This window comes from Pseudomonas sp. GCM10022186 (assembly GCF_042656385.1).
GTDB lineage: Bacteria > Pseudomonadota > Gammaproteobacteria > Pseudomonadales > Pseudomonadaceae > Metapseudomonas.
The window spans coordinates 13,198-37,411 of the sequence record NZ_JBHSOU010000029.1 but is presented as its reverse complement, the minus strand read 5'-3'; the positions used below and the strand labels follow the sequence as shown (position 1 = coordinate 37,411).

The 24,214-nt window shown below is 65.2% G+C and carries 21 protein-coding genes; 16 read left to right on the top strand and 5 right to left on the bottom strand.

The window, feature by feature from the left end; all coding sequences use genetic code 11:
* Window positions 1-282: 282 nt before the first annotated feature.
* From moaE to ACFPU0_RS13360, 4 genes are all read right to left on the bottom strand, one after another.
* Window positions 283-732: a molybdopterin synthase catalytic subunit MoaE gene (gene moaE, locus ACFPU0_RS13375; protein ID WP_377693550.1), complete on the bottom strand. Its 450-nt coding sequence runs from the start codon at window positions 730-732 to the stop codon at window positions 283-285.
* 1 nt (window position 733) lies between these two features.
* Window positions 734-982, bottom strand: a complete 249-nt coding sequence (locus tag ACFPU0_RS13370; RefSeq protein ID WP_377693613.1) for a MoaD/ThiS family protein — start codon at window positions 980-982, stop codon at window positions 734-736.
* Complete coding sequence (moaC, locus tag ACFPU0_RS13365) at window positions 982-1,455, bottom strand: cyclic pyranopterin monophosphate synthase MoaC (RefSeq protein ID WP_377693549.1); 474 nt, start codon at window positions 1,453-1,455, stop codon at window positions 982-984. The genes ACFPU0_RS13370 and moaC overlap by 1 nt, the downstream gene beginning before the upstream one ends.
* 81 nt (window positions 1,456-1,536) lie before the next feature.
* Window positions 1,537-2,928 carry a PhoH family protein gene (locus ACFPU0_RS13360; RefSeq protein ID WP_377693548.1) on the bottom strand — a complete coding sequence of 464 codons (1,392 nt, stop codon included), beginning with the start codon at window positions 2,926-2,928 and terminating at the stop codon, window positions 1,537-1,539.
* Window positions 2,929-3,384: 456 nt separating this feature from the next.
* Between ACFPU0_RS13360 and yaaA the strand changes: the two genes are divergently transcribed.
* From yaaA to ACFPU0_RS13280, 16 genes are all read left to right on the top strand, one after another.
* Window positions 3,385-4,164: a peroxide stress protein YaaA gene (gene yaaA, locus ACFPU0_RS13355; protein ID WP_377693546.1), complete on the top strand. Its 780-nt coding sequence runs from the start codon at window positions 3,385-3,387 to the stop codon at window positions 4,162-4,164.
* 866 nt (window positions 4,165-5,030) lie between these two features.
* The gene (algD, locus tag ACFPU0_RS13350; protein WP_377693545.1) at window positions 5,031-6,341 is read left to right on the top strand and encodes a GDP-mannose 6-dehydrogenase; all 1,311 of its coding nucleotides are present in this window, start codon (window positions 5,031-5,033) and stop codon (window positions 6,339-6,341) included.
* A 61-nt stretch (window positions 6,342-6,402) separates the two neighbouring features.
* Window positions 6,403-7,884: a mannuronan synthase gene (alg8, locus tag ACFPU0_RS13345; RefSeq protein ID WP_377693544.1), complete on the top strand. Its 1,482-nt coding sequence runs from the start codon at window positions 6,403-6,405 to the stop codon at window positions 7,882-7,884.
* A 29-nt stretch (window positions 7,885-7,913) separates the two neighbouring features.
* Entirely contained in the window at window positions 7,914-9,074 is a 1,161-nt protein-coding gene (locus ACFPU0_RS13340) for a PilZ domain-containing protein (RefSeq protein ID WP_377693543.1), read from the top strand.
* A gap of 13 nt (window positions 9,075-9,087) precedes the next feature.
* Window positions 9,088-10,461 (top strand): alginate biosynthesis TPR repeat lipoprotein AlgK, encoded by a 1,374-nt coding sequence (gene algK, locus ACFPU0_RS13335; RefSeq protein WP_377693541.1) that lies wholly within the window; start codon window positions 9,088-9,090, stop codon window positions 10,459-10,461.
* Window positions 10,462-10,476: 15 nt separating this feature from the next.
* Complete coding sequence (locus ACFPU0_RS13330) at window positions 10,477-11,922, top strand: alginate export family protein (RefSeq protein WP_377693539.1); 1,446 nt, start codon at window positions 10,477-10,479, stop codon at window positions 11,920-11,922.
* Window positions 11,923-11,963: 41 nt separating this feature from the next.
* Window positions 11,964-13,511: a mannuronan 5-epimerase AlgG gene (gene algG / locus ACFPU0_RS13325; RefSeq protein WP_377693538.1), complete on the top strand. Its 1,548-nt coding sequence runs from the start codon at window positions 11,964-11,966 to the stop codon at window positions 13,509-13,511.
* 11 nt (window positions 13,512-13,522) lie between these two features.
* Complete coding sequence (locus tag ACFPU0_RS13320; RefSeq protein WP_377693537.1) at window positions 13,523-14,938, top strand: alginate O-acetyltransferase; 1,416 nt, start codon at window positions 13,523-13,525, stop codon at window positions 14,936-14,938.
* 14 nt (window positions 14,939-14,952) lie between these two features.
* Window positions 14,953-16,050 carry a mannuronate-specific alginate lyase gene (locus ACFPU0_RS13315; protein ID WP_377693536.1) on the top strand — a complete coding sequence of 366 codons (1,098 nt, stop codon included), beginning with the start codon at window positions 14,953-14,955 and terminating at the stop codon, window positions 16,048-16,050.
* Window positions 16,051-16,306: 256 nt separating this feature from the next.
* Window positions 16,307-17,800: an MBOAT family O-acyltransferase gene (locus tag ACFPU0_RS13310; protein WP_377693535.1), complete on the top strand. Its 1,494-nt coding sequence runs from the start codon at window positions 16,307-16,309 to the stop codon at window positions 17,798-17,800.
* Between the two features lie 12 nt (window positions 17,801-17,812).
* Window positions 17,813-18,961 carry an alginate O-acetyltransferase gene (locus ACFPU0_RS13305; protein ID WP_377693534.1) on the top strand — a complete coding sequence of 383 codons (1,149 nt, stop codon included), beginning with the start codon at window positions 17,813-17,815 and terminating at the stop codon, window positions 18,959-18,961.
* A 72-nt stretch (window positions 18,962-19,033) separates the two neighbouring features.
* Window positions 19,034-19,678 carry an alginate O-acetyltransferase AlgF gene (locus ACFPU0_RS13300; protein ID WP_377693533.1) on the top strand — a complete coding sequence of 215 codons (645 nt, stop codon included), beginning with the start codon at window positions 19,034-19,036 and terminating at the stop codon, window positions 19,676-19,678.
* A gap of 135 nt (window positions 19,679-19,813) precedes the next feature.
* Entirely contained in the window at window positions 19,814-21,256 is a 1,443-nt protein-coding gene (locus ACFPU0_RS13295; RefSeq protein ID WP_377693532.1) for a mannose-1-phosphate guanylyltransferase/mannose-6-phosphate isomerase, read from the top strand.
* Between the two features lie 77 nt (window positions 21,257-21,333).
* Window positions 21,334-21,798, top strand: coding sequence for a multidrug transporter (locus tag ACFPU0_RS13290; protein WP_377693531.1), 465 nt, complete (start codon window positions 21,334-21,336; stop codon window positions 21,796-21,798).
* A gap of 153 nt (window positions 21,799-21,951) precedes the next feature.
* Window positions 21,952-22,782: an SDR family oxidoreductase gene (locus ACFPU0_RS13285; protein ID WP_377693530.1), complete on the top strand. Its 831-nt coding sequence runs from the start codon at window positions 21,952-21,954 to the stop codon at window positions 22,780-22,782.
* Between the two features lie 17 nt (window positions 22,783-22,799).
* Window positions 22,800-23,156, top strand: a complete 357-nt coding sequence (locus ACFPU0_RS13280) for a hypothetical protein (protein ID WP_377693529.1) — start codon at window positions 22,800-22,802, stop codon at window positions 23,154-23,156.
* Between the two features lie 10 nt (window positions 23,157-23,166).
* Here ACFPU0_RS13280 and ACFPU0_RS13275 read toward each other — a convergent pair whose 3' ends face one another.
* Window positions 23,167-24,099: a DMT family transporter gene (locus ACFPU0_RS13275; protein WP_377693528.1), complete on the bottom strand. Its 933-nt coding sequence runs from the start codon at window positions 24,097-24,099 to the stop codon at window positions 23,167-23,169.
* Window positions 24,100-24,214 lie beyond the last annotated feature (115 nt).

Here is a 24,214-nt window from a genome sequence, read left to right as displayed (position 1 = left end):
ACGGGGACGCCGAGTTCCGGATGCAGGGGCAAGCGCTTTGGTTCCTTTCTGTGGTGCGGCATCCCGACGTTTGAGAAAGGGACTCGCCCGGGAGGGCGAAACAGCGACTCATCGCCCGCTCGATAAGCAGCTGGGCTCGGGGCGCTCTAGCAACACTTAACGCAGACATAGCCAATTCATTCGCCAAGCAGGCCGAAGGTCTGCCCTTCGGAATCCCATGGGGCTGCTGCGCAGCCCTTGGCGAATGAATTCGCCCCTACAGGAAAACAACCTGCGCGAGACTCAGTCCCAGCGCTCGGCCGCCGCCTTGTCGCTGCAGCGCCCTTCCACCCAGCGCGGGCCTTCGGCGGTGTCTTCCTTCTTCCAGAAGGGTGCGCGGGTCTTGAGGTAGTCCATGATGAAGTTGCAGGCATCGAACGCCGCCTGCCGATGGGCGCTGGCGGTACCGACGAAGACGATGGGCTCGCCCGGTTCCAGCCGGCCGATGCGGTGGAGAATGTCCACATTGAGCAGCGGCCAACGCTCCCGGGCCTCGGCAGCGATCTTCTCCAGGGCCTTCTCGGTCATGCCCGGGTAATGCTCGAGGAACATCCCCGCCACGTCCTGGCCGTCGTTGAAGTCGCGCACGTAGCCGACGAAACCGACCACCGCGCCGATACCGACGTTGGCCGCGTGCAGCGCGTTGAGCTCAAAGCCGGGGTCGAAGGCGGATTCCCGCACGCGAATGGCCATCTCAGCCTCCGGTAACCGTGGGAAAGAAGGCGACCTCGTCGCCGTCGGCCAGCGCCTCGTCCAGGCTGCACAGCTCCTGGTTGCGGGCGCACATCAGGTTCTGCTCGGCGAGCACTTCCCAGACGCCGCCACGGGCCAGCAGGTGTCGACGCAGATCGTCCAGCCTGGCGAATGCCGAATCCCAGCTGAGTTGCTCGCCATCGATACCGAGCGCTTCACGGTAACGGGCGAAATACTGCACGCGAATCATCATTGCCCCCCGGCCTGGTAGTGGCCGCTCTTGCCGCCCAGCTTCTCCAGCAGGCGGACGTTTTCGATGGTCATGCCGCGGTCCACCGCCTTGCACATGTCGTAGATCGTCAGGGCGGCGACGCTGGCGGCGGTCAGCGCTTCCATTTCCACCCCGGTCTGCCCGGCCAGCTTGCAGCGGGCGACGATACGCACGCAGTCATCGCCCTCCGCTTCCAGCTCCACCTTGACGCTGGTGAGCATCAGCGGGTGACAGAGGGGGATGAGATCGGAGGTCTTCTTCGCCGCCTGGATGCCGGCGATCCGCGCCACGGCGAACACGTCGCCCTTGGGGTGGCCGCCGGCCTGGATCATGGCGAGGGTTTCCGGGCGCATGCGCACACGGGCTTCGGCCGTCGCCTCACGGGAGGTCACCGCCTTGTCGGTAACGTCGACCATGTTGGCACGACCTTCGGAATCGAGATGGGTAAGCACTGCAAGTCTCCTAGGGCAGGAGACAGATTGTATACAGAAACCCGCGCCGGGAGGCAGCTGCCGCCCGGCGGGAGATGAAGGTCACATGTGGGCTTCGGCGAACTCGGCCAGCACGGAGCGCGGCACACCCTGCAGGGTGATGTGCACGCCGTGGGGGAAATCCTTGAAGCGTTCGGTCAGGTAGGTCAGGCCGGAGCTCGGCGCCGAGAGGTAGGGGGTGTCGATCTGCGCCAGGTTGCCCAGGCAGATCACCTTGGACCCGGTGCCGGCACGGGTGATGATGGTCTTTATCTGGTGCGGCGTCAGGTTCTGGCACTCGTCGATGATGATCAGGCTCTGCTGGAAGCTGCGCCCGCGGATGTAGTTCAGGGATTTGAACTGCAGCGGCACCTTGCTGAGGATGTAGTCCACGCTGCCATGGGTGCTCTCGTCGTCCATGTGCAGGGCTTCCAGGTTGTCGGTGATCGCCCCCAGCCAGGGTTCCATCTTCTCCGCCTCGGTACCGGGCAGGAAGCCGATCTCCTGGTCCAGGCCCTGCACGCTGCGGGTGGCGATGATGCGGCGATAACGCTTGCTCACCATGGTCTGCTCGATGGCCGCGGCCAGCGCCAGGATGGTCTTGCCCGAGCCCGCCGCGCCGGTGAGGTTGACCAGGTGGATGTCCGGGTCCAGCAGCGCATAAAGCGCCAGCGCCTGGTACACGTCGCGCGGGCGCAGGCCCCAGGCTTCCTGGTGCAGCAGGGGCTCCTGGTGCAGGTCGAGGATCAGCAGTTCATCGGCCTTGATGCCCTTGATCCAGCCAACGAAACCCTGCTCGTCGACGATGAACTCGTTGACGTGCACCGCCGGCAGGTTGTCGGTGAGCTGCACCCGATGCCAGGTGCGGCCATGGTCCTGGCGGGTCTCCACCTTGCTCACGCGATCCCAGAAGGAACCTGGCATGTCGTGGTAGCCACGGGACAGCAGGGACACGTCGTCCACCAACTGGTCGGTGTGGTAGTCCTCCGAGTCGATCCCGCAGGCCCGCGCCTTCAGGCGCATGTTGATGTCCTTGGTCACCAGCACCACGGACATGCCCGGCTTGCGGCTCTTCAGCTCCACCAGCTGGTTGATGATCTTGTTGTCGTTGAGGTCTTCCGGCAGCCAGGTGATCGGGGCCGCGCGCTTGCTCATGAGAATCGAGAGGAAACCGCAGGGGCCGCTCTTTTCTCGCTGGATGGGTACTCCGTGTTCCACTTCCTCGGGGGTGGCACCGCTGAGGATCTTGTCGATGTTACGGATCGCCTGCCTGCATTCAGCGGCAACGCCCTGTTTGCCGGTCTTGAGCTTGTCCAGTTCCTCCAGCACGGTCATCGGGATGGCCACGTGGTGTTCCTGGAAATTCAACAGCGCGTTGGGATCATGGATCAGGACGTTGGTGTCGAGCGCGTACAAGGTTGGAGCGGTAGGGCGGGAGCGTCCGTGGTCATCCATACTCGGTCACCTTCTTATAGGGCCAGGCGACGGAATGCCAGACAGGCTCTCCGCCGCGGAGGGCCGCCGACCTCCCCGTTCCGGGTCATGCCGGGTTGGGGATGGTGCCAACAAGGTGAGGGCCGATGGCCGCCACCTGTCTGCAGGGTTCGGCGGTCTGTTTTTTTAATACTCCATTTGGGATGACAGAAAAAAGAACTTTTTGAACGGTCTGGATCTTTTTTCACATCAGGAAAAAAAGACCTTGGCCTGTAGAAAAGCGCCCGTTAAAGTCGAAAGTCCCCTCCCCCCCGATTAAGCCCTTTTCCCGTCAGCGCCCAAGCAGGCCGTGGAAAAAGCGCCGCGCATTGTCCGCCAGGCTTTCCAGGTGATCCCCCCTCCTGCCTATCGGCGGCATAGCTGGAGCCGAATGCGACAAATCCCTAGAATCGCCGCATTCCCGAAGGAGACGATTCGATGCTGTTGGTGATTTCCCCCGCCAAGACCCTGGACTACGAGACCCCGCCGGTCACCCCGCGCCATACCCAACCTGAATTCCTCGACCACGCCCAGGAGCTGATCCAGCAACTGCGTGAACTCAGCCCGGCGCAGATCGCCGAGCTGATGCACCTGTCCGACAAGCTCGCCGGCCTCAATGCCGCGCGCTACGGCAGCTGGCATCCGGACTTCACTCCGGACAACGCCAAGCAGGCCCTGCTGGCCTTCAAGGGCGACGTCTACACCGGCCTCAACGCCGAAGACTTCGACGAAGCCGACTTCGACTTCGCCCAGCAGCACCTGCGCATGCTCTCCGGCCTCTACGGCCTGCTGCGCCCGCTGGACCTGATGCAGCCCTACCGCCTGGAAATGGGCACCAGGCTGGCCAACGCCCGCGGCAAGGACCTCTACGCCTTCTGGGGCGAGCGCATCAGCAACTGGCTGAACGAGGCCCTGGCGGCCCAGGGCGACGACATCCTGCTCAACCTCGCCTCCAACGAATACTTCAGCTCGGTGAAACGCAAGGCACTGAACGCCCGCATCATCGACACCGAGTTCAAGGACTTGAAGAACGGCCAGTACAAGATCATCAGCTTCTACGCCAAGAAGGCCCGTGGCCTGATGGCCCGTTACGTGATCAAGGAGCGCCTGCGGGACCCGGAAGGCCTGAAGGACTTCAACTACCAGGGTTACCGCTACTCGGCGGAGCACTCCGGGCCGGACAGCCTGGTGTTCCTGCGCGACGAGCCGCAGGACTGAAGCGAACGAACCCCGCCCCACGGCGGGGTTTTCGTTTGCGGCCCGCAATCCAGCGCGGAAGCCCTTCGCAGGGTGCGCCGTGTGCGCCGCCTCCTGCAGGACCGTAGTCCGGATGCAATCCGGGAGCGTGGCCGGATTTCCCCGGATTGCATCCGGGCTACCGATCCAGCGTCCATCTGCGCAAGCCCCACCCTCTCGATCCAGCCAAGACCGATAACTTGCACGTCCGTTCCGTGCCACTTGATTGATATTAAATTCCAATATCACTTCAAGATCATATCGCCTGCACAACCACGAGTTTCATGCTGGCCAACTTGTTTTCCAATAGTGGCCAACTTGCAAAATGCAATCACCAAAGAATTGCATTTTGCATTATGTGGAACTTTTCCAGAGCCGTCCGGCTCTGAGAATTCCAGCAAGCCAAGACCAGCCCATAGTAAAGAATGTGCAACAAATCAAATAGGGGACGAACGGTAGGAACTATCCGAATTCCCGGACACTCATACCCCCCGTGAACTAATTCCTCGCACCATGTTTCGGTGCGATCTCAAACTGCCTTGATAACTTATCGACGCAAGTCGAGGGGTAGTTTTTATCTGGCGAAAGCCAAACAAATTGATTAAGGAGACTCGCAACAAACTCGACCTACTGGACAAAACCAACGAGCCAGAGCCATTGCGGCGATCAGCTCAGGACTCTACCCGGGCAAGCGTAGTTACATGCCCAGTTCAGGCGCCCTAACTTTGGCGTCCGGTATTACTCATGCCTGTGCACTTAAAAGTTGCCCCGCGCAACATATTGGTGCGAACGGAAGTGACATTAACGTCACATATTAAACAGCGTGCTGAATGGACGAGGTGAATACGATGCGAATCAGCATCTTTGGTTTGGGCTATGTTGGTGCAGTGTGCGCCGGCTGCCTCTCTGCTCGTGGTCATGAAGTTGTCGGCGTAGACGTTTCTCAGACCAAGATCGACCTGATCAACAATGGCAAGTCGCCCATTGTCGAACCCGGTCTGGAAGAACTTCTGCAACAAGGCATCAAGACCAACCGCCTGCGCGGCACCACCGATGTCGCCGCCGCGGTACTCGAGACTCAGGTCTCCTTCATCTGCGTCGGTACCCCGAGCAAGAAGAATGGCGACCTGTCGCTGGAATACATCGAGGGCGTCTGCCGCGAAATCGGTTTCGCCCTGCGCAACAAGGCCGAGCGCCACACGGTAGTCGTACGCAGCACCGTGCTGCCGGGCACCGTGAAGAACGTGGTGATCCCGATCATCGAAGACTGTTCCGGCAAGAAGGCAGGCCAGGACTTCGGCGTGGCGGTGAACCCCGAGTTCCTCCGCGAGAGCACCGCGATCAAGGACTACGATTTCCCGCCCATGACCGTCATCGGCGAGCTGGACAAGGCTTCCGGCGACCTGCTCGAAACCCTCTATCTCGAACTGGACGCGCCGATCATCCGCAAGGACATCGAAGTCGCCGAGATGATCAAGTACACCTGCAACGTCTGGCACGCGGCCAAGGTCACCTTCGCCAACGAGATCGGCAACATCGCCAAGGCCGTGGGCGTCGATGGCCGCGAGGTGATGGACGTAGTCTGCCAGGACCAGAAGCTGAACCTGTCCAAGTACTACATGCGCCCGGGCTTCGCCTTCGGCGGCTCCTGCCTGCCCAAGGACGTGCGCGCGCTGAACTACCGCGCCACCTCCCTGGACGTGGATTCGCCGCTGATCGGCTCGCTCATGCGCAGCAACGCCGGCCAGGTGCAGAAGGCCTTCGACATCATCGCTGGCCATGACAAGCGCAAGGTCGCCCTGCTCGGCCTGTCCTTCAAGGCCGGTACCGACGACCTGCGCGAAAGCCCCCTGGTGGAGCTGGCCGAGATGCTGATCGGCAAGGGCTTCGACCTCAGCATCTACGACCGCAACGTCGAGTACGCCCGTGTCCACGGCGCCAACAAGGACTACATCGAGTCGAAGATCCCGCACGTTTCCTCGCTGCTGGACAGCAACTTCGACGCGGTGGTGGACAAGGCGGACATCATCGTCCTGGGCAACCGCGACGAGCTGTTCGCCCCGCTGGCCCAGCGCGCACCGGCCGGCAAGCAGGTGATCGACCTGGTGGGCTTCATGCCCAGGACCACCCAAGGCAACGCCGAGGGTATCTGCTGGTAAGCGCCCCTGCCCCCTCCCCTCGCGGGAGGGGGTACGCCCGCAACCACCAGGACGAATACCTATGGAAAAGACCAAGCATGGCCTGCTCGAAGCCTCGGGCTGGCTCTTCTACCTCATCGCGCTGATGCTGCTGGCAATGGCTCTGCCCAGGTCCGTGTTCGATCCCGACTCCAAGCACTTCCTGCTGCTGGTCGGGGTCGTGGGCATCTGGCGCTATTCCATGGGCGGCATGCACTTCCTGCGCGGCACACTGTTCCTCTACGTCGTCTACCCCTGGTACAAGCGGCGCCTGGCCAAGCTCGGCAGCGCGGCGGACCCGTCCCACGTCTTCCTGATGGTGACCAGCTTCCGCATCGAGGCACTGACCACTGCCATGGTCTACCGCTCGGTGATCCAGGAAGCCATCGACTGCGGCTACCCCACCACAGTGGTCTGCTCCATCGTCGAGCTGTCCGATGAACTGCTGGTGAAAAGCATCTGGTCCAAGCTGGCACCGCCGGAACGGGTCAAGCTGGACTTCGTGCGTATTCCCGGCACCGGCAAGCGCGACGGCCTGGCCTACGGTTTCCGCGCCATCTCCCGGCAGTTGCCGGACGCGAATGCCGTGGTGGCGGTGATCGACGGTGACACAGTGCTGGCCGAAGGCGTGGTGAAGAAGACCGTGCCCTGGTTCAAGCTCTTCCCCCGTGTCGGCGGCCTGACCACCAACGAGTTCTGCGAGGTCCGTGGCAGCTACATCATGAGCGAGTGGCACAAGCTGCGCTTCGCCCAGCGCCACATCAACATGTGCTCCATGGCACTCTCCAAGCGCGTGCTGACCATGACCGGCCGCATGTCGGTGTTCCGCGCCAGCGTGGTGACCGACCCGCACTTCATCGCCGACGTGGAAAGCGACCACCTGGACCACTGGCGCCTGGGTCGCTTCCAGTTCCTCACCGGCGACGACAAGTCCAGCTGGTACAGCCTGATGCGCCTGGGCTACGACACCTTCTACGTGCCGGATGCGGCGATCAACACGGTCGAGCACCCGCCGGAGAAGAGCTTCATCAAGGCCAGCCGCAAGCTGATGTTCCGCTGGTACGGCAACAACCTGCGACAGAACAGCCGCGCCCTCGCGCTGGGCCCAAGTCGCCTTGGCTTGTTCACCACCATCGTGCTCAACGACCAGCGCCTGTCCATGTGGACCTGCCTGCTGGGCCTGGCCGTGGCCATCATCGCCAGCATCAAGTACAGCATCGCCTACCTGCTGGTGTACCTGCTGTGGATCGGCCTCACCCGCCTGGTCCTGACCCTGCTCCTGAGCATTTCCGGCCACCGGATCGGGCCGGCCTATCCGCTGATCCTCTATTACAACCAGATCGTCGGGGCCCTGGTGAAGATCTACGTGTTCTTCCGCCTCGACCAGCAGTCCTGGACCCGCCAGAACACCAAGCTCAACCGTGACCTCGCCAGCTTCACGCGCTGGTTCAACACCTGGTCTTCACGCGCCATGACCTTCTCCGCAACCAGCGTCTTCATCGCCGCACTGATGGCGATCGTGTGAACACAAGGAACCTGACAGGAATCGAAGCCATGAATACCGCCGTCAATCTCAACGTGGTCCATGAATCCGAAGCCCAGCGCCAGCACGCGCGGGTGAAGATCCCCGGCAAAGTCCGCTACATCGCCCGCGGCGAACGCTTCGAGGCATCGCTGCTGGACGTCTCGGCCGGCGGCTTCGCCTTCACCTCCGGCAGCTCCATCGCGAACGTCGGCGACTACCACAGGGGCCGCCTGCTGTTCCAGATCGACGGCCTCAGCCTCGGCCTGGACGTGGAGTTCCAGATCCGTTTCGTGGATGCCCGCCACCAGCGCGTCGGCTGCATGTTCCACAACCTCCAGCCGCGCGACATCGCCACCCTGCGCTACCTGATCAGCGCCCACCTCTCGGGGGAACTGGTCAGTGCCGGCGACCTGCTCAACACCCTGCAGCGCGAGAACTTCACCAAGGCGCGCAAGAATGGCGCGGGCGGCGGCATGGGCCCCCTGGGTCGCCTCAAGGCGGTGACCCTCAGCGCCGGCATCTTCATCGTCGGCGTCGGCGCCTTCGCCTATATCCTCAAGTCCCTCTACGGCCTCTACTTCGTCACCCATGCCGACTCGGCCATGGTGGCGGTGCCTTCCATGCAGATCACCATGCCCCGCGAAGGTACGGTGCAGAGCCTGGTGGGCCCGGATGCCACCGTCCAGAAAGGCGCGCCCATCGCCTCCTTCTCCGCCACCATGCTGGAGATGCTCAAGGGCCACCTGACCGACCAGCAGCTCTCGCCGAAGAATGTCGAGGATCTCTTCGGCAAGCAGATGAAGGGCACCCTCACCAGCCCCTGCAACTGCAAGATCGCCCGCCAGCTGGTGGCCGACGGCCAGTTCGCCAGCAAGGGTGACGTGATCTTCGAACTGGTTCCCCAGGACACCCAGGCCACCGTGCAGGCGCGCTTCCCCTTCCGCAATATCGCCCAGGCCAAGCCCGGCGCCAGCGTGACCTTCCAGGTCGCCGGCGAGGACATGGTGCGCCACGGCAAGATCATCAGCAGCAACCTGCATGACGGCAGCATGTCCGCCGATATCCGCACCGTCATCCAGCCCGACGAGCCGCTGCCCAGCACCCTCGCCGGCCAGCCGGTGGAACTCAGCGTCGATCGCGGCCCGTCCCTCGGCTGGCTGGTCGACCGCGCCCTGGCCGCAGGCTTCTGAGGAGGGCACAGCCATGGCCCATCACGCCACCCCGCTCCTGCTGCTGGCCGCGGCCGTCGCCCTGGCCGGTTGCGCCGGGCTGCCCGACGAGCGCCTCGCCCGCGAAGCGCTGAAGAACGGCGACAGCACCACCGCCGAGCAGAACTTCCGCCAACTGGCCGACCTCGGCTATGCCGATGCCGCGGTCGGCCTGGCCGACCTGCAGGTGGCCAGCGGCGACCCCGCGCAACTGCAGAAGGCCGAGCAGACCTACCGCCAGGCCATGGACCAGTCGCCCAAGGCCAAGGCGCGCCTCGGCAAGCTGCTGGCGCGCAAGACCGAACTGAGCCAGGCCGAGCGCCGCGAGACCGCGCAACTGCTGGAAGAGTCCTTCCAGGCCGGCGAGGAAAGCAGCCTGTTGCCCCTGGTGATGCTCTATCTGCAGTACCCGCAGGACTTCCCCGAGGTGAACGTTCCGGCGCGCATCGCCAAGTGGCGCGCCGAAGGCCACACCCAGGCCGAGCTGGCGCAGATCCTCTTCTATCGCACCCAGGGCACCTACGATCAGCACCTGGCCGAGATCGAACAGATCTGCACGCGCAACCTGGCCCTGGCGGATGTCTGCTACGTCGAGCTGGCCACCGTCTACCAGAAACAGGGCAATGCCGACGCCCAGCAGAAGCTGCTGGACCAGCTGATGGCCGGTTACCGCGCCGGACGCATTCCCGCCCAGCGCGTGGATTCGGTGGCCCTGGTGCTGGCCGATGCCGACCTCGGCAAGCCCGACGAAGGCAAGGCCAAGGAACTGCTGGAAGCCCTCACCCCGGCCTACCCCGCCGCCTGGGTCAGCCTGGCCAAACTGCTCTACGAATACCCGGGCCAGGGCGATACCGAGCAGATGCTGGATTACCTGGAAAAGGGCCGCGCCGCGTCCCTGCCCCAGGCCGAACTGCTGCTGGGCCGCCTCTACTACGAAGGCAAGCTGGTGCCGCTGGACCCGAGGAAGGCCGAGCAGCACCTGCTGAAGGCCGCCCCCACCGAACCCCGCGCCAACTACCTGCTTGGCCAGATCTACCTGCGCGGCTACCTGGGCGACATCGATCCGGACAAGGCCCTGGAACATCTGCTCAGCGCGGCCCGCAACGGCCAGCTCAACGCCGACTTCACCCTCGGCCAGATGTACTCCCAGGGCAAGGGCGTCCAGCGCAACCTGGCCTACGCCTACGTCTTCAGCCAACTGGCCCTGCCCAAGAACACCCCGCAGGCCCAGGAACTTGCACAACAGGTGGCACAGCAGCTGGCGCCGGCCGATCGCGCCCGCGCCGAGCAGCTCCTGCGCGACGAGCGCCAGACGCGCGGCCTGGCTGCGCCGGGCGCGGCCCAGATGCAAGCCATGCAGACCCAATAAGGATACGTACAGACGATGAACAGCAAACCCTGGATCCGCACCAGCCTGGGTCTCTCCCTGCTCGCCGCGAGCATCGCCCATGCCGCCCAACCCGAAGACCGGAACTTCGGCCTGGACGTGAAGATCACCGCCCAGTCCGAAGATGACCGCGACCTCGGCACCCGCAACGGTGGCGATGTCGAGGGCATCGGTCTCGACCTGCGTCCCTGGGCCTACGGCGAGCGCGGCCAGTGGAGCGCCTTCGCCATGGGCCAGGCGGTCACCGCCACCGACATAGTCGAGACCGATACCCTGGAGTCCGGCGATATCGAGGCTGACGCCGACCAGCGCAACAACGGCCGCGAACCGGACAAGAGCTACCTGGCCATGCGCGAGTTCTGGGTCGACTACGGCGGCCTCACCGCCTACCCCGGCGAGCACCTGCGCTTCGGCCGCCAGCGCGTGCGCAGCGAGGAAGGCACCTGGTGGGACACCAATATCGAGGCCCTGCGCTGGAGCTTCGACACCACCCTGCTGCGCGCCCATGCCGGCGTCGCCGAGCGCTTTTCCGAGTACCGCACCGATATCGACGAGCTGGCCCCGGAAGACGAGGACCGCCAGCACTTCTTCGGCGACATCTCCACCCAGTGGCGCCCCGGCCACTGGGTCGGCGCCAAGCTCCATCACAGCCGCGACAAGGGCGACCTGCCCGACGTGGGCGAGGAAGTGGATGAACTGTCCAAGCGCACCACCGGCGACCTGACCTGGCTGGGCCTGGAAGCCGACGGCGGCTTCTTCGACCGTCGCTCCACCCTGCCGCTGAACTACTGGGCCCAGGCCACCTGGCTGACCGGCGACGTGGATGAGCTGCAGCAGGCCAACCTGGGCAACCAGAGCATCGCCAGCGGCTCGCGCAACGTCGATGTCGACGCCTGGGCCGTCGACCTCGGCCTGCGCTGGACCATCGACGAGCAGTGGAAGTTGGGCGGCGCCTACGCCCGTGGCAGCGGTGGCGGCGATAACGACAGCTCCGAGCAGTTCCGCCAGACCGGCCTCGAGAGCAACCGCTCCAACTTCACCGGCACCGAGGCGCGCATGCACCGCTTCGGCGAGGCCTTCCGCGGCGAGCTGAGCAACCTCCAGGTGGCCACCGCCTTCACCTCCTGGCAGATGGGCGAGGACTACGACGCGAGCCTGGTCTACCACCGCTTCTGGCGCGTGGACGACAACCAGGACGTGGGCCAGAGCGGGATCATCGCGCCGCTGGAAGACGGCGAGAAGGACATTGGCCAGGAGATGGACCTGGTGGTCACCAAGTACTTCAAGCAGGGCCTGCTGCCGGCTTCCATGGCCGAGCACCTGGATGAGCGTTCGGCCCTGGTGCGCCTGCGCGGCGGCGTGTTCAAGCCGGGCGATGCCTATGGCAGCGACACCGACTCGCTGATGCACCGGGCCTTCGTCGACTTCATCTGGCGCTTCTGATGGGTATCCGGCGCAAGGGAGGATCAGCCATGAAACGTGGCATGGGAACCACATTGCTGGCGAGCGGCATCGTGCTCGGCGCCCTGCAGTTCGCCGCGCCCTGGGTCCAGGGTGCGGAGGAGGTGCAGGTGCTCAAGGAGATCAAGAACTACAAGGTTCTCACCGCCGACCCGGCACAGCTGCACCTGGAAACCCCCAAGGTGCCGGACCTGTCCGGTTACACCGCCCAGGCGGTGGAGACGAAGATCGACCGCAAGACCCACGGCCGCGTGGTGGTCAGGCGCATGCTCCAGCAGGATGCGCTGAAGGACTTCACCGGCGGCAACGAGCGCCTGCGCGAGTGGGTCAAGCGCCAGAAGGGCATGCCCCAGGCGATCTTCATCGAAGGCGGCCACGTGACCCCCGCGGACCTGGCCAAGGCACTGCCCGACAGCCAGTTCAGCGAGACCGAGCCGGGCGTCTACCTCGCCCGCCTGCCGGTCGTGGTGGCCCAGGGTGCCAGCCTCGAGATCGGCAAGCAGACCAGGGACTTCCGCCTCTCCCAGGAGCGCGGCGCCTTCCTGGTCAACGACGGCAAGCTGTTCATCACCAACACTCAGCTCACCGCCTGGAACGAGGGGCAGAAGTCCCCGGCCTGGTTCCGCAAGCCCGAGGAATTCCGCCCGTTCCTGGTGTCCTGGGGCGGCAGCGAGCTCTACATCGTCGGCAGCAAGGTCACCAGCCTCGGCTACGACAACTCCAAGTCCTATGGCGTGTCCATCACCCAGTACACCCCGGGCCAGGCCAAGCGCCTGAAGCGCTCCGCGCCCACCGGCTGGCTGCTGGATTCGGAGTTCGTCGACCACTGGTACGGCTTCTACTGCTTCGAGGCCGAGGACGTGGTGATCAAGGGCAACACCTACCGCGACAACATCGTCTACGGCATCGACCCCCACGACCGTTCGCGCCGCCTGATGATCGCCGAGAACACCGTCTTCGGTACAAAGAAGAAGCACGGCATCATCGTTTCCCGCGAGGTGGACGACAGCTGGATCGTCAACAACAAGAGCTACGACAACAAGCTCTCGGGCATCGTCATCGACCGTAACTCGGTGAACAACCTCGTGGCCTGGAACGAGGTCTACCAGAACCATTCCGACGGCATCACCCTCTACGAGAGCTCGAACAACCTGCTCTGGGGCAACAAGATCGTCAGCAACCTGCGCCACGGCATCCGCGTGCGCAACAGCGTGAACATCCGCCTCTACGAGAACCTCTCGGCCGCCAACGGCCTGACCGGTGTGTACGGCCACATCAAGGACCTCTCCAACACCGACCGCAACATCAAGCTCGACCCCTTCGACACCAAGGTCTCGATGATCCTGGTGGGCGGCAAGCTCGCCGGCAACGGCTCCAGCCCCCTGTCCATCGACTCGCCGCTGTCGGTCGAGCTCTACAACGTCGAGCTGCTGGCACCGAGCAAGTCCACCGGCATCAGCTTCGCCGGCATCCTCGGCGAAAAGCAGGAAGAAATCCTCGACCTGATGGTGCGCCGCAAGCAAGCGGTGCTGATCGACCCTGTCGAAACCCAGGCCGAACTCCAGGATTGAGGTACCAGATCATGCACAAACACTCCCGCAAGTGGTTCACCCCCTCCGCCCTGGCCGCCGCCTTGCTGGCCGCCATCCAGGGCGCGCACGCGGCCCCCGAGTACAGCGTGCAACGCACCGCTCCGCTCTGCGCCGCGGCCCAGAATCCGGCCAACTACAACACCAAGTACCTGAGCTTCTTCACCACCCTGGTGCAGGGCCAGGGCGACTGGCTGTTCCGGACCCAGTACGACCTGCGCACCGATTTCGGCACCACGGCCTTCGGCTGGAGCCAGTTGAAGCGCCTGAACGATGCGCTCAAAGCCAGGGGCGTCGAGCTGATGGTGGTCTACCAGCCGACCCGCGGCCTGGTGAACCGCGAAAAGCTCACGCCGCAGGAGAAGGCCCACTTCAACTACGACCTGGCGAAGAAGAACTACCTGGCCGCCGTAGCGCAGTTCCGCAAGGCCGGCATCTGGGTCACCGATCTCTCGCCGCTGTTCGACGAGCAAGGCGTGGGCACCGACTACTACTTCAAGGCCGACCACCACTGGACCCCGGCCGGCGCCGAGCGCACCGCCAAGCTGGTGGCCGAGACGCTGAAGCAGATCCCCGGCTTCGACGCCATCCCCAAGCAGGAATACCAGAGCAAGGTGGTCGGCCTGCTGCCCAAGGCCGGCACCCTGCACAAGACCGCCGCGCAGTTCTGCGGCACGGGTTACGCCACCCAATACGTCGACCGTTACGAGACCGAAGCCGCGGGCTCCGGCGGCGACGGCCTGTTCGGCGACGAGTCCAATCCCAAGGTGACCCTGGTGGGCACCAGTAACAGCGGCCCGGCCTACAACTTCGCCGGTTTCCTGCAGCAGCACAGCGGCGCCGAAGTGCTCAACATGGCGGTCAGCGGCGGCGGCTTCGAGAGCGCCCTGATGCAGTACATGAGCAGCAAGGAATTCCACGAGAGCCCGCCCAAGGTGCTGATCTGGGAGTTCGCCACCCACTACGACATGTCCGAGGCGAGCTTCTATCGCCAGGCGCTGCCCATGGTCAACAACGCCTGCGAAGGCCGCCCGGCCGTGCTGAAGAACAAGGTCAAGCTCAAGCCCGGCGCCAACGAGGTGCTGGTCAACAGCAATGGCACGCCCCTGCGCGGCCGCGACTACCAGGTGGAACTGCGCCTCAGCGATCCGTCGATACACGAGGTCAAGACCACCGTCTGGTACCTCAACGGCCGCCGCGAAAACTTCAAGCTCGAACAGAGCGACCGCATCGATACCGGCGGGCGCTACGCCTTCGAACTGCGCAACGAACCAGGCTGGGCGGATCTGAACATGCTCGCCCTGGAAATCCACAGCCCCGAACCCATGCCCCAGGACCTCAGCGTCGAGGTGAGCCTGTGCGCGCGTCCCGGCAAGGGCGGGAGCAACCTCACGGCGAACGCCGAGTGAGGAAGGAGGTACCCATGAACACCAGACCCTGGCTGATCGCTCCACTGCTCGCGGGCATCCTGCTCGCCGGGCAGAGCCACGCCGCAGACCTGGTGCCGCCAAAGGGCTATTTCGCGCCCGTGGTCGCCGACGCCAAGTCCGGTGGCAGCTGCAAGGCGCCGCCCGTGCCCTACACCGCCAAGCTGGAGTTCCGCAGCAAGTACGAAGGCTCCGACAAGGCCCGCGCCACCCTCAACAAGGCGGCGGAGAAGGACTTCCGCGAGAAGACCGCGGCCATCACCGACATGGAGCGCGGCGTCAGCAAGATGGTCATGGAGTACATGCGCAAGGGCCAGCGCACCCAGCTCGAATGCACCCTGCAGTGGCTGGGCGCCTGGGCCCAGGCCAACGCCCTGCTCAGCACCGAGTACAACCACACCGGCAAGTCCATGCGCAAATGGGCGCTGGGCAGCATGGCCTCGGCCTACCTGCGCCTGAAGTTCTCCGACTCCCGGCCCCTGGCGCCCTACCAGAGCCAGACCCGGGTGATCGAGTCCTGGTTCTCGCGCCTGGCCGACCAGGTCGTCCACGACTGGAGCGACCTGCCGCTGAAGCAGATCAACAACCACTCCTACTGGGCCGCCTGGTCGGTGATGGCCACCGCCGTGGCGACCGACCGCCAGGACCTCTTCGACTGGTCGGTGGCGCAGTTCCGCGTGGCCGCCCGCCAGGTGGACAAGGACGGTTTCCTGCCCAACGAACTCAAGCGCAATCAGCGCGCGCTGGCCTACCACAACTACAGCCTGCCGCCGCTCGCCATGATCGCCAGTTTCGCCCAGGCCAACGGCGTGGACCTGCGCGATGAGAACGACGGTGCCCTGCGCCGCCTCGGCGAGAAGGTGATCGCCGGCGTGGATGACCAGGACGACTTCGACAGGAAGACCGGCAAGGACCAGGACATGAGCGAGCTGAAGAAACACAGCAAGTTCTCCTGGCTGGAGCCCTGGTGCTCGCTCTACCGCTGCTCCGCCGAAACCCTCGAATGGAAGGACGAGATGGGGCCCTACAAGACCTTCCGCCTCGGCGGGGATGTGACCCAGGTGTTCCATCCGAAGAAGAAAGGAGAGAGCTAGCAACAACACCCTCTCCCCAACCCTCTCCCTGAAGGGAGAGGGGGCTTTCCGTGCCTAACCACAACCCCGCGCGGACCGCTTTTCTCCCCTCTCCTCTTCAGGGAGAGGGGCCGGGGGAGAGGGCCCTCCGACCCTGCAAAGACGGGGCGGAGCCAAATGATTTCGCCGCACCCTGGGGAGGGATTGGCGGGTCGCGCACCGGCGCCGTGGAGCCCGGTGGTGGCCTTGTAACTAGACGTTCAATGGAGAGACTCGGATGGTCTTTTCTTCAAACGTGTTCCTGTTCCTGTTCCTGCCGATCTTCCTCGGCATGTACTACCTGGTCGGGACACGCTATCGAAACCTGCTGCTGCTGGTCGCCAGCTACATCTTCTACGCCTGGTGGCGCATCGACTTCCTGGCGCTGTTCGCCGCGGTGACGGTGTTCAACTACTGGATCGGCCTGCGCATAGGCGCGGCCGGGGTGCGCACGAAAACGGCGCAGAAATGGCTGCTCCTCGGCGTGGTGGTGGACCTCTGCGTCCTCGGCTACTTCAAGTACGCCAACTTCGGCGTCGACAGCCTCAACGCCATCATCACCTCCTTCGGCATGGAGCCCTTCGTGCTCACCCACATCCTGCTGCCGATCGGGATTTCCTTCTACGTCTTCGAATCCATCAGCTACATCATCGACGTCTACCGCGGCGATACCCCGGCTACCCGCAACCTGGTGGACTTCGCCGCCTTCGTGGCGATCTTCCCGCACCTGATCGCCGGCCCGGTGCTGCGCTTCAAGGACCTGGTGGACCAGTTCAACCACCGTACCCACACGGTGGACAAGTTCGCCGAGGGCTGCACGCGCTTCATGCAGGGCTTCATCAAGAAGGTCTTCATCGCCGACAGCATCGCGCCCATCGCCGACCACTGCTTCGCCCTATCCGACCCGACCACGGGCGACGCCTGGCTCGGCGCCCTGGCCTATACCGCGCAGCTGTACTTCGACTTCTCCGGCTACAGCGACATGGCCATCGGCCTCGGCCTGATGATGGGCTTCCGTTTCATGGAGAACTTCAACCAGCCCTACATCAGCCAGTCCATCACCGAGTTCTGGCGGCGCTGGCACATCAGCCTGTCCACCTGGTTGCGGGACTACCTGTACATCAGCCTGGGCGGCAACCGCGGCACCACTTTCCAGACCTATCGCAACCTGTTCCTGACCATGCTGCTGGGTGGCCTGTGGCACGGTGCCAACTTCACCTACATCATCTGGGGCGCCTGGCACGGCACCTGGCTGGCCATCGAGCGCGCCCTGGGCGTGAACGCCGCACCGCGGGTGATCAACCCGCTGAAGTGGGCCTTCACCTTCCTGCTGGTGGTGATCGGCTGGGTGATCTTCCGCGCCGAGAACCTGGACGTGGCCTGGCGCATGTACGCCGCCATGTTCAGCTTCGGCGACTGGCAGCTCTCCGAGCTCAACCGCGCCCAGCTCACCAGCCTGCAGATCGCCACCCTGGTGCTGGCCTACGTGGTGCTGGCCGTCTTCGGCATCCGCCAGTTCCATGCCCAGCCCCTGGCCGGCGCGCCCAAGGCCAAGGCCCGGGACGAGGACGATGGCCTGGTGGTGAATGCCGACGGCAGCGCCGCCCTGCCCCGCGCCCGTATCCAGATCGGCGCACTGGCCTTCCATGCCGCCGTGCTCCTGCTGTTCGCCGCCTCGGTGCTGAAGCTCTCGGCGCAGAGCTTCTCGCCCTTCCTCTACTTCCAGTTCTGAGTGGAACCGACCATGAACAGAACCCTGAACCTGCTCTACATCGCGCTGTTCTGCGGCCTGCTGCTGGCCCTCAGCCTGTGGTCCATGCGCAACGTGTTCGGTTTCTCCGCAGCCGAGGAAACCAGTGTGCTGGACGGCAAGCTGGCCCTGGCCTTCGAGAAGCGCTACGACGAGGAATTCCCGGTCAAGCAACTGGGCACCAACCTCTGGGCCCTGGTGGACTACAAGCTGTTCGGCGAAGGCCGCCAGGGCGTGGTCATCGGCCAGGAAGGCTGGCTCTTCTCCGACGAAGAGTTCGACCCGGTGGCCGATGGCTCCCGCCATATGCGCGACAACCTGGCGCTGATCCAGGGTGTGCGCGACGAGCTGGCGCGGCGCAACGTGGAGCTGGTGCTGGCGATAGTCCCGGCCAAATCCCGGCTCTACCCCGAGTACACCGGCGAGGCCAGCCCCACCGCCCTGCGCCAGGACCTCTATGAGCGTTTCCGCGGCGCCGCGCGCAAGGCCGGGATCATCGCCCCCGACCTGCTCGCCACCCTGAACGATGCCAAGAACCAGGGCCAGGTCTTCCTGCGTACCGACACCCACTGGACCCCGCTGGGCGCCGAGGCGGTGGCCGGGCGCCTGGGCCAGGTCGTCGGCCAGGCCATCGACCTGCGCGGCACCCCGCAGCAATACGTGACCGAGGCCGGGAGCGAGGATGCCTACAAGGGCGACCTGACCCGCTTCCTGCCGCTGGACCCGCTGTTCGAGAACCTGATGCCGGCACCGGACCGGTTGCAGAAGCGCGCCACCCGCAGCCAGGACGACGGAGCCTCCGGCGACGACGCCCTGTTCGGGCAGAGCGAGGTGCCGGTGGTGCTGGTGGGCACCAGCTACAGCGCCAACGACCGCTGGAACTTCGCCGGCGCCCTGCGCCAGGCCCTGCAGCGCGACCTGGTGAACCACGCCGAGGATGGCCATGGGCCGATCCTGCCGATGCTCAAGTACCTGAAGAGCGACGAACTGAAGGATGCCCCGCCGCAGCTGGTGATCTGGGAGTTCCCCGAACGCTACCTGCCGATGCAGAGCGACCTGTCCGACTTCGACCCCGAATGGGTCGCCGGCCTGCGCAAAGGCGCTTCCGGTGACGAACGCCTGGCCTCTCGCTCGGGCAATTGAGAAATCCCCCCTCTCGCGGGGAACACAGGGCCGAACCCGGCCCTTTCAAGAAGATAGATGGAGGTACACCTCATGAACCGACAGAAAAACCGCAGCTGGACGTCGTATGCCTGCGCTCTGGCGCTCGGCCTCGGCGCTCTCCAGGCCCACGCCGACGAAGGTGGCCTGTACGGCCCGCAGGCGCCCAAGGGGTCCGCCTTCGTCCGCGCCTACAACGCCGGCAGCAGCGAACTCAGCGTCAACGTCGGCAACACCGCGCTGACCGACGTGCCGCCGCTGGGCTCCAGCGACTTCAAGTTCCTCCCGGCGGGCAACTACAGCGCCAAGGTGGGCACCGGCAGCCTCTCGGTGAAGCTGGAGGCCGACCACTACTACACCCTGGTCAACCAGGCCGGCAAGGAGCCGCAACTGGTTGAGGAACCGCCCTTCAAGAACAAGCAGAAGGCCCTGCTGCGGGTGCAGAACCTGTCGGACGCCAAGCTCACCCTGAAGACCGCCGACGGCAAGACCCCGGTGGTCGAGGGCGTGGCCCCGCAGGGCCGCGGCGAGCGCGAGATCAACCCGGTGAAGGTCGGCCTCGCCCTGTTCGACGGCGACCGCAAGGTCAGCGACCTCAAGCCCGTCTCCCTGCAGCGTGGCGAAGTGGTCTGCCTCTACATCACCGGCAGCGGCGGCAAGCTCGCTCCGGTCTGGGTCAAGCGCCCGGCTGAGTCCTGAGACGCGGCAACGGAGCAGTAACCGGCGCGGACCGAACCGCGCCGGTCATTACCCGCCCCACAGAGGGCGGGAAAGAAAGAAATGTGATCGATGGAAGCAGTGCCCAAAACCCATGAATGAGTTAGGAGAAACCCCATGATTCCCGTGATCCTCTCTGGCGGTAGCGGCTCTCGCCTCTGGCCTCTTTCGCGCAAACAGTATCCCAAGCAGTTCCTCGCCCTCACCGGCGAGCAGACCCTGTTCCAGCAGACCCTGCAACGCCTGAACTTCGACGGCATGCAGCCGGCCGTGCTGGTGGCCAACCAGGACCACCGTTTCATCGTCCAGGAGCAGCTGGACGCCATGGGCCTGGAGGCCCAGTCCATGCTGCTGGAGCCGTTCGGCCGCAATACCGCGCCGGCGGTGGCCATGGCGGCCATGCAGCTGGTGGCCGAAGGCCGTGACGACCTGATGCTGGTACTGCCGGCCGACCACGTGCTGCGCGACCAGCGCGCCTTCCAGCAGGCCCTGGCGCTGGCCACCATCGCTGCCGAGAAGGGCGAGATGGTGCTCTTCGGCGTTCCCGCCGAGCGCCCGGAAACCGGCTATGGCTACATCCGCAGCAAGGCCGACGCCGCCCTGCCCGATGGCGTCAGCCGTGTCGCCCAGTTCGTCGAGAAGCCGGACGACGCCCGTGCCCGCCAGTATGTGGAGTCCGGCGACTATTTCTGGAACAGCGGCATGTTCCTGTTCCGCGCCAGCCGCTTCCTGGAAGAACTCAAGCACCATGACGTGGACATCTACGACACCTGCCTGCTGGCCCTGGAGCGCAGCAAGCGCGACGGCATCGCCGTGAGCATCGACGCCGCCACCTTCGCCTGCTGCCCGGACAACTCCATCGACTACGCGGTGATGGAGAAGACCGCCCGCGCCTGCGTGGTGCCGCTTGCCGCCGGCTGGAACGACGTCGGCAGCTGGAGCTCCATCTGGGAAGTGCACGACAAGGACCAGGACGGCAACGTCACCAAGGGCGACGTGGTGGTGCAGGACAGCCACAACTGCCTGGTGCACGGCAACGGCAAGCTGGTGTCGGTGATCGGCCTGGATGACGTGGTGGTGGTCGAGACCAAGGACGCCATGATGATCGCCCACAAGGACCGCGTGCAGGACGTGAAGAAGCTGGTCAACAAGCTGGATGCCGACGGCCGCAGCGAGACCCAGAACCACTGCCAGGTCTACCGCCCCTGGGGCTCCTACGATTCGGTGGACATGGGCGGCCGCTTCCAGGTCAAGCACATCACCGTCAAGCCCGGCGCGCAGCTCTCGCTGCAGATGCACCACCACCGCGCCGAGCACTGGATCGTGGTGTCCGGCACCGCCCAGGTGACCTGCGACGACAAGGTGTTCCTGCTCACCGAGAACCAGTCCACCTATATCCCGATCGCCTCCGTGCACCGCCTGGCCAACCCGGGCAAGATCCCGCTTGAAATCATCGAGGTGCAATCGGGCAGCTACCTGGGCGAAGACGACATCGAGCGCCTGGATGACGTCTACGGCCGCGCGCCGCAGCCCGACAACGTGGTCAGCATCGCCCGCTGAAGAACCGCACCGCGCGGCCCGGCAGGATACCGGCCGCGCGCTTGCGCTAGCATGGAGGGCCTCAAGGAGGTCTTTCCATGCTTATCGGCGCCATCCTCGCCCTCACCTGGCTGATCCTGCTGCTGCGCTACCCGGCCAAGGCCCTGCCGTTGTCGCTGGCGGCGGTGTTCGGCATAGGCCTCATCGCCCTCTGGGTGCTCTGGGAGGAACGCAGCGTCGAACGTCGCTTCGCCCGCCTGGAAATCCAGCTCAGCTACAGCCCACAGGACTGCCCCGCCGACCGTCCGCTGGCCATCCAGGTTCGCAATGGCGGCGATGCCACCCTGCGTGACTTCGCCTGGCAGGTGCAGGCTTTCCGCCCCGGCGACACCATCAATCTTGCCCAACCCAGCTACGACCGCCCACGCTACCTCGGCCCGGCCGAACTGCAGCCTGGCGCCCGCTGGCGGGACTGCCTGCCCCTGCCGCCCATTCGCCAGGGTTATCGTGCGCAATCCCTGGAGTTTCGCGCCGCCAATCTGCATGGCAAATTCGTCGACTGATCTGACACCACCCTCTCCCCAACCCTCTCCCTGAAGGGAGAGGGAGCCGTCCGTGCCGTGATCGAATCCCGCGCGGACCGCTTGTCTCCCCTCTCCTCTCCAGGGAGAGGGGCCGGGGGAGAGGGCAAACCGGCCCCCAGCAAAGGACTCGAAATGCCCACTCCCACCGCCCTGATCACCGGTTGCTCCAGCGGCATCGGCCGCGCCCTGGCCGACGCCTTCAAGGCCGCCGGCTACAGCGTCTGGGCCACGGCGCGCAAACCGCGGGACCTGGCCGAACTGGCAGCCGCCGGCTTCACCGCTGTCGAACTGGAGGTGAATGACCAGGCCGGCGTCGCCGCCCTGGCCCAGCGCCTGGAGCGCGAAGCCGGCGGCCTCGACCTGCTGGTGAACAATGCCGGCTATGGCGCCATGGGGCCGCTGCTCGACGGTGGCGCCGACGCTCTGCGCAAGCAGTTCGAAACCAACGTCTTCGCCCTGGTGGACCTGACCCGCGCCTGCTTCCCGCTGCTGCGCAAGCGCCGGGGCCTGGTGGTGAACATCGGCAGCGTGTCCGGCATCCTGGTCACCCCCTTCGCCGGCGCCTACTGCGCCTCCAAGGCCGCGGTGCACGCCCTCTCCGACGCCCTGAGGCTGGAGCTGGCGCCCTTCGGCATCGAGCTGATGGAAGTGCAGCCCGGCGCCATCGCCTCCAGCTTCGGCGCCAACGCCAGCCGCGAAGCCGAAGCCCTGATCGCCGAAGGTTCGCCCTGGTGGCCCCTGCGCGAAGGCATCCGCGCCCGTGCCCGCGCCTCCCAGGACAACCCCACCCCGGCCGACGACTTCGCCCGCGCCCTGCTCGCGGCCGTGCAGCGCAAGCCGCGCCCGGCGCTGGTGCGCATCGGCAACGGCAGCCGTGCCCTGCCGCTGCTCGCCCGCTGGGTGCCGAGGAGTTTGCTGGATCGGATATTGAAGAAGCGCTTCGGCCTCGGCGTGCAGCTGTGACGCCCCGGTCGCTCTCCATGCGCTACGCCGTCGGCGGCGTAGCGCTGGCCATCGTCCTCAACCTGGTCTTTCGCAGCTTCGTGAAGCTCGGCGGCATCTTCGCCACCCTGCTGATCGCCGCCACCACGGCCGCCCTGCTCGCCCTCGCCTTCCGCCTCATCCAGCGCCGCGCACCGCAGCCAGGCGAGCGCTGGCGCATCGTGCTCGGCTACGGCGGCCTGCTCGGGCTGCTGTACCTGGGGTTGCTGGCGATGATGACGTTGCAGGACACGCCCAGCCCCATGGGCGTCGTGCTGTTCCTGCTCCACTACCTGTGCTACCCGGCGCTGGCCGCGCTGTTGCTCTCGGAACGGGTGTTCGCGCGGTTGCGCTGACGGCCATGAACTACCGCCCCCCGCGCGTGCCGGCCGATAGCGAACAGTTCGCCCCGGCGGCGGCCGGGGTTGCCAGTTTCGGCTTGCGGAACACCAGCAGGTTGCCGGCCATCACCAGCACCAGCCCGAACAGGGCCGGCAGGGTCCACTGATAGCCCTCGGCGAAGGCCGAGATATTCAGCGCCACCACCGGGAACAGCACGGTGCAGTAGGCTGCCCGCTCCGGCCCCATGCGTCCCACCAGGGTCAGGTAGGCGGTGAAGCCGATCACCGAGCCGGGAATGGCGAGGTACAGCAGCGAGCCGATATAGCGGACGTTCCACTCCATGTCGAAGGGCGTGCCGCTGACCAGGCACCAGGCGCTGAGCAGCAGGGCGCCATAGAGCATGCCCCAGGCGTTGGTGGTCAGCGGCTTGAGGCCGGCCTTCTGCTGCAGGCTGGAGAGCATGTTGCCGGCGGAGAAGCACAGCGTGCCGAACAAGGCCAGCCCCAGGCCGACCAGGGTTTCGCGGCTGGCGCTGTGGTGCGAGAGCTCCGGCCAGAACAGCAGCGCCAGGCCGAGCAGGCCGAGACCACCACCGGCGAGCACATTGGCGGCGATCCGCTGGCCGAAGAAGACCCGCGCATTGAGGGCGTTCCACAGGGTGGCAGTGGAGAACACCACGGCGATCAGCCCGCTGGGAATCCACTGGCTGGCGGTGTAGAAGCACATGAAGTTGACACAGAACAGGCACAGGCCCTGGGCCAGGCAGATCATCTGGGCGCGGCCGTCGAGCCTCTGCAGGCGGCGGCTCACCAGCAGCAAGGCGAAGAGCACCGCAGCGGCCAGGGCGAAACGGTAGGCGATGGAGGCGGGAATGGCGACACTGCCCATCTGCAACTTGATGGCGATCCAGGTGGTGCCCCAGATCAGGACGGTGAGCAGGTAGAGGGAGAGGTTCATCAGGGCGACTCCGGCTTAGATGGAACCAGTCTCCGCCCGCCCCCGCCGACACGCTTGCACAAACTTGCGCTTATCTCGTCGGAGAACTGCCCAGGCCTGAGCACGCGCGCTAGCA

Bases quoted from the DNA above. Each gene is read 5' to 3' on its own strand.
- moaE (WP_377693550.1), bottom strand. From the start codon at position 732: ATGGCCATTCGCGTGCGGGAATCCGCCTTCGACCCCGGCTTTGAGCTC.
- ACFPU0_RS13370 (WP_377693613.1), bottom strand. From the start codon at position 982: ATGATTCGCGTGCAGTATTTCGCCCGTTACCGTGAAGCGCTCGGTATC.
- ACFPU0_RS13360 (WP_377693548.1), bottom strand. From the start codon at position 2,928: ATGGATGACCACGGACGCTCCCGCCCTACCGCTCCAACCTTGTACGCG.
- yaaA (WP_377693546.1), top strand. From the start codon at position 3,385: ATGCTGTTGGTGATTTCCCCCGCCAAGACCCTGGACTACGAGACCCCG.
- algD (WP_377693545.1), top strand. From the start codon at position 5,031: ATGCGAATCAGCATCTTTGGTTTGGGCTATGTTGGTGCAGTGTGCGCC.
- alg8 (WP_377693544.1), top strand. From the start codon at position 6,403: ATGGAAAAGACCAAGCATGGCCTGCTCGAAGCCTCGGGCTGGCTCTTC.
- ACFPU0_RS13340 (WP_377693543.1), top strand. From the start codon at position 7,914: ATGAATACCGCCGTCAATCTCAACGTGGTCCATGAATCCGAAGCCCAG.
- algK (WP_377693541.1), top strand. From the start codon at position 9,088: ATGGCCCATCACGCCACCCCGCTCCTGCTGCTGGCCGCGGCCGTCGCC.
- ACFPU0_RS13330 (WP_377693539.1), top strand. From the start codon at position 10,477: ATGAACAGCAAACCCTGGATCCGCACCAGCCTGGGTCTCTCCCTGCTC.
- algG (WP_377693538.1), top strand. From the start codon at position 11,964: ATGGGAACCACATTGCTGGCGAGCGGCATCGTGCTCGGCGCCCTGCAG.
- ACFPU0_RS13320 (WP_377693537.1), top strand. From the start codon at position 13,523: ATGCACAAACACTCCCGCAAGTGGTTCACCCCCTCCGCCCTGGCCGCC.
- ACFPU0_RS13315 (WP_377693536.1), top strand. From the start codon at position 14,953: ATGAACACCAGACCCTGGCTGATCGCTCCACTGCTCGCGGGCATCCTG.
- ACFPU0_RS13310 (WP_377693535.1), top strand. From the start codon at position 16,307: ATGGTCTTTTCTTCAAACGTGTTCCTGTTCCTGTTCCTGCCGATCTTC.
- ACFPU0_RS13305 (WP_377693534.1), top strand. From the start codon at position 17,813: ATGAACAGAACCCTGAACCTGCTCTACATCGCGCTGTTCTGCGGCCTG.
- ACFPU0_RS13300 (WP_377693533.1), top strand. From the start codon at position 19,034: ATGAACCGACAGAAAAACCGCAGCTGGACGTCGTATGCCTGCGCTCTG.
- ACFPU0_RS13295 (WP_377693532.1), top strand. From the start codon at position 19,814: ATGATTCCCGTGATCCTCTCTGGCGGTAGCGGCTCTCGCCTCTGGCCT.
- ACFPU0_RS13290 (WP_377693531.1), top strand. From the start codon at position 21,334: ATGCTTATCGGCGCCATCCTCGCCCTCACCTGGCTGATCCTGCTGCTG.
- ACFPU0_RS13285 (WP_377693530.1), top strand. From the start codon at position 21,952: ATGCCCACTCCCACCGCCCTGATCACCGGTTGCTCCAGCGGCATCGGC.
- ACFPU0_RS13280 (WP_377693529.1), top strand. From the start codon at position 22,800: ATGCGCTACGCCGTCGGCGGCGTAGCGCTGGCCATCGTCCTCAACCTG.
- ACFPU0_RS13275 (WP_377693528.1), bottom strand. From the start codon at position 24,099: ATGAACCTCTCCCTCTACCTGCTCACCGTCCTGATCTGGGGCACCACC.